At 76.1% G+C, this 4,960-nt stretch carries 1 protein-coding gene; it reads left to right on the top strand.

Annotated features, from left to right (window positions below):
* Positions 1–4,960: acyltransferase domain-containing protein (locus tag ACFVIM_RS32835; RefSeq protein ID WP_384309347.1), on the top strand; the 4,960-nt coding region annotated here is incomplete at both ends.

Below are 4,960 nucleotides of genomic sequence, written 5' to 3'. Positions count from 1 at the left end.
GCCTTCGGCATGGGCGGCACCAACTGCCATCTCGTCCTCACCGACCCGCCCGCGCGCCCGGCCCCGGCGGCGACACCCGCCACCACCACCCCGGTCCCCTGGCTGCTGTCGGGTCGGAGTGCGGCGGCGCTGCGGGGTCAGGCCGCCGCGCTGGGTGCGGTGGGTGACACCGATCCTCAGGCGGTCGGCTGGTCGTTGCTGTCGTCGCGCGGACGGTTCGAGCACCGCGCGGTGGTCCTGGGCGCACCGGCGGTGGGGCTGGAGGCCCTGGCGGGCGGCGAGCCCGTGGAGTCGGTGGTCCGGGGCGTGGTGGGTGCTTCGGGCCGGACGGCGCTGGTCTTCCCGGGCCAGGGCGCCCAGTGGGTGGGGATGGCGCTGAGGCTGGCCGAGGAGTCGGCGGTGTTCGCGGCGCGGCTGGCGGAGTGTGAGACGGCTCTCGCGGGCTTTGTGGACTGGTCGCTGGCGGACGCGCTGCGGGATGAGGGTCTGCTGGGCCGGGTGGATGTGGTGCAGCCCGCGTCGTTCGCGGTGATGGTGTCGCTGGCGGCGCTGTGGGAGTCGTACGGGGTGACCCCGTCGGCGGTGGTGGGTCATTCGCAGGGTGAGATCGCGGCCGCGTGTGTCGCCGGTGTGCTGTCGCTGGAGGACGCGGCGCGGATCGTGTGCGTCCGGAGCCGGGCCATCGCGGGCGCGGCGAGCGGGGACGGGACCATGGCGTCCCTGCGGGTGTCGGCCGCGCGCGCTGAGGAACTGCTGCCGGAGGGTGTGTCGATCGCGGCGGTCAACGGCCCGTCGCAGGTCGTGGTGTCGGGTGCGGTCGGTGCGGTGGACGCGCTGGTCGCCGCGTGTGAGCGCGAGGGTGTCCGGGCCCGCCGGATCGCCGTGGACTACGCCTCGCACTCGCCCGCGATGGACGCCCTGAGTGAGGAGCTGACGCGGGCGCTGGCCGGGGTCGCTCCCCGCGAGGGCCGCTTCCCGCTGTTCTCCACGGTGACGGGGGAGTTCGTCGAGCCGCTGAGCATGGACGCGGGGTACTGGTTCCGTAATCTGCGCCAGCCGGTCCGGTTCGCCGAGGCCATCGAGTCGCTCGCCGCCGACGGCTACGGCGTTTTTGTCGAAGCCTCCTCGCACCCCGTGCTGACCGCCGCCATCGAGGAGACCCTGGAGAGCGCGGGCTCCGAGGACACCGTTGTCACCGGCTCCCTGCGCCGTGACGACGGCGGTCTGGACCGCTTCCTCGCCAGCGCGGCCGAGCTGTGGGTCCGTGGTGTCGACGTCGACTGGTCCGCCGCGTTCCCGGCCGAGCGACCGGAGCTGGTCGACCTCCCCACGTACGCCTTCCAGCGTCGGCGGCACTGGTTCGACAGCGTCGCGCCCGAAGGGGACCCGGAGACGCTGGGCGGGGTCGTCGCGCGGCTCGCCGGGGTGGGGGCGCGGGAGCGGCGGCGGGTGCTGCTGGATCTGGTGCGGGGGCAGGCCGCCGCCGTACTCGGTCATACCGACGGCGACGCGATCCCGGCCCGCACACCGTTCAAGGACCTCGGTTTCGACTCCCAGTCCGCCGTGCGGCTGCGCGGCCGGGTCGGTGAGGCACTGGGCCTGAGACTGCCCACCACCGTGCTCTTCGACCATCCGACGCCCGAGCGGCTCGCCGCGCACCTGGACGGGCTCGCCCTCGGCCGGCCGACGGCCGCCGCCGTGCCCGTGGCCGCGCCCCGGGCGGTGGCGGCCGGTGACCCGATCGCCATCGTCGGGATGGGGTGCCGCTTCCCTGGCGGGGTGCGTTCGCCGGAGGATCTGTGGGAGCTGGTGCGCTCCGGGTCCGACGCCGTCTCGCCCTTCCCGGCGGACCGTGGCTGGGAGCTGGACCGGCTCTTCGCCGACCCCGACGGGCCCGGCGGTTCCACCGTACGGGAGGGCGGGTTCCTCCATGACGCGGGCGACTTCGACGCCGGTTTCTTCGGCATCAGCCCGCGCGAGGCGCTGGCGATGGACCCCCAGCAGCGGCTGCTGCTGGAGACCGCGTGGGAGGCGCTGGAGCGGGCGGGGATCGATCCGCAGCGGCTCGGTGCCACCGCGACCGGGGTCTTCGTCGGCGCGATGGCGCAGGAGTACGGTCCCCGGCTGCACGAGGCGTCCGACGGGATCGAGGGCTATGCCCTCACCGGCACCACCAACAGCGCCCTGTCCGGCCGGATCGCCTATGTCCTGGGCCTTGAGGGGCCCGCGATGACCGTCGACACGGCCTGCTCCGCCTCGCTGGTCGCGGTCCACCTCGCCGCGCAGTCGCTGCGCTCGGGGGAGTGCTCGCTGGCGCTGGCGGGCGCGGCGACGGTGATGGCGCGGCCGGGCATCTTCGTGGAGTTCAGCCGGCAGCGCGGGCTGGCCCCGGACGGCCGGGTCAAGGCGTTCTCCGACCGGGCGGACGGCACCGGCTGGGGCGAGGGTGTCGCCACGCTCGTCCTGGAGCGGCTCTCCGACGCGCGCCGCAACGGCCACCCGGTGCTCGCCCTGCTCTCCGGGACCGCCGTCAACTCCGACGGCGCCTCCAACGGTCTGACCGCCCCCAACGGCCCCTCCCAGCAGCGCGTGATCCGTCAGGCCCTCGCCAACGCGCGGGTGCCCGCCACCGAGGTGGACACGGTGGAGGCGCACGGCACCGGCACCACCCTCGGCGACCCGATCGAGGCCGCCGCGCTGATCGAGGTCTACGGCCGAGACCGCGCGCCCGGCCGGCCGCTGTGGCTGGGCTCCACCAAGACCAACATCGGCCACACCCAGGCCGCCGCCGGGCTCGCCGGGGTCATCCGCACCGTCCAGGCCATGCGCCACGGTCTGCTGCCCCGCTCCCTCCACGCGGATCCGCCGACCACGCACGTGGACTGGTCGGCGGGCACCGTCCGCCCCCTGACCGACGCCGTGCCGTGGCCCGTCACGGACCATCCGCGCCGTGCGGGCGTCTCCGCCTTCGGCGTCAGCGGCACCAACGCCCATGTGATCCTCACGGAGTCCCCCGAGGCCCGTATCCCGGCCGTCGGCGAGGCACCGGAGCCCGAGGGCGCCCCCGCGGCGGAGCCGGGGACCCCGCTTCCGTACGTCCTCTCCGCCCACACCCCCGACGCCCTCGCCCGGCAGGCGCGGCTGCTCCAGGCGCGGCTGCGCGGTGACACCCCGCCGCGCGGCCAGGACCTGGCGCACTCGCTCGCCACCGCGCGGGCCCGCTTCCCCGAGCGCGCCGCCGTGCTCGCGGACGGGCCCGGCGAACTGGACCGGTTGCTCGGGGTGTTCGCCGACGGCGGTGAGGACCCCCGGCTGGTGCGCGGCACGGCCGCGGGCGATGACCGGGTCGTCTTCGTCTTCCCCGGCCAGGGTGGTCAGTGGACCGGTATGGCCGCCGCGCTGCTGGCGGACGCGCCGGTCTTCGCGGCCCGGATGGCGGAGTGCGACGCGGCGCTCGCCGAGTTCACCGACTGGTCCCTGCTGGACGTGGTGCGCGGCGCCGAGGGCGCGCCCCCGCTGGACCGGGTCGACGTGGTCCAGCCCGCGCTCTTCGCCACCATGGTCTCCCTCGCCGCGCTCTGGCGTTCGTACGGCATCGAGCCCGCCGCCGTGGTCGGCCACTCCCAGGGCGAGATCGCCGCCGCCTGTGTCGCCGGGGCGCTCAGCCTGCGGGACGCGGCGCGCGTGGTCGCGCTGCGCAGCCGGGCCATCAGGACGACCCTGGCCGGCCGGGGCGCGATGGCGTCCGTCTTCCAGCCCGCCGAGCGGGTGACGGAGCTGCTGGAGCGCTGGGACGGCCGGATCTCGGTCGCCGCCGTCAACGGACCGCGTGCCGTCGTCGTCTCCGGCGAGGCGGCGGCCGTCGCCGAACTCCTCGCGCACTGCGGCGAGTCGGGGATCCACGCCCGTAACATCCCGGTCGACTACGCCTCGCACTCCGCCCAGGTCGAGTCGCTCCGCGAGGAGCTGGCCGGGCTGCTGGCGCCGATCCGGCCGCGCCCGGCCGAGGTGCCGTTCCACTCCACCGTCACCGCGACCGTCCTCGACGGCACCGAGCTGACCGCCGACTACTGGTACCGCAACCTGCGCGGGACCGTGCGGTTCGAGGAGGTCGCGCGGACCCTCGCCGCCTCGGGCCACCGGGTCTTCGTGGAGTCCAGCCCCCACCCCACCCTCACCATCGCCGTCCAGGAGACCCTGGAGGCCGGTGGCGTCACCGACGGGGCCGCACTCGGCACCCTGCGCCGGGGCGACGGCGGCGGGGACCGCTTCCTCACCTCGCTCGCCGCGCTCCAGACCCATGGCGTGGAGCCCGACTGGTCCACCGTGCTGGCCGGGCTCGACCCGCGCGTGGTCGACCTGCCGACCTACCCCTTCGAGCGGGAGCGCTACTGGTGGACCGCGCCGCCGCCCGCCGCCGTCACCGGCGGCCCGGCCCGGCCCGACTGGCGCTACGAGAGCGCCTGGCGGCCCCTCGCCGACCCCGTGGCCCCCGCCCTGTCCGGCCGCTGGCTCCTCCTCGCCCCCGTGGGAACGGATGACGGCCGGGACGAGGGGATCGCCGCCGCCCTGCGGGACGCCGGGGCCGACCCCGTACTCCTGCGGTACCAGCCCGACGGATCCGACGCCGCCACACTGCTGCGGACCCTGGACGGGCGGGAGGTCACCGGCGGTGTGCTCGCCCTGTCCGGGCCCGCCCCCGAGGCACCGGACGCCGGGACCGCCCACGCGCTGACCCTCCTCGTCGGTGTCCTGACGGCGCTGGACGGGGCCGGGGTCGACGCGCCCCTGTGGTGGGCCACCCGCGGAGCCGTCTCGACCGGGCCCGCCGACCCGGCGCCCGGTATCGCGGGCGCCGCGCTGTGGGGCGCCGGACGGGCCGTGGCACTGGAGCGGCCCCAGCGCTGGGGCGGTCTGGTCGACCTCCCCGAGCGGTGGGACACCCGGGCCGGGGAGCGGC

Source organism: Streptomyces sp. NPDC057638 (genome assembly GCF_042800315.1).
Classification (GTDB): domain Bacteria; phylum Actinomycetota; class Actinomycetes; order Streptomycetales; family Streptomycetaceae; genus Streptomyces.
The sequence above is the reverse complement of the archived record's forward strand: the minus strand, read 5'-3'. Positions and strand labels throughout refer to the sequence as shown.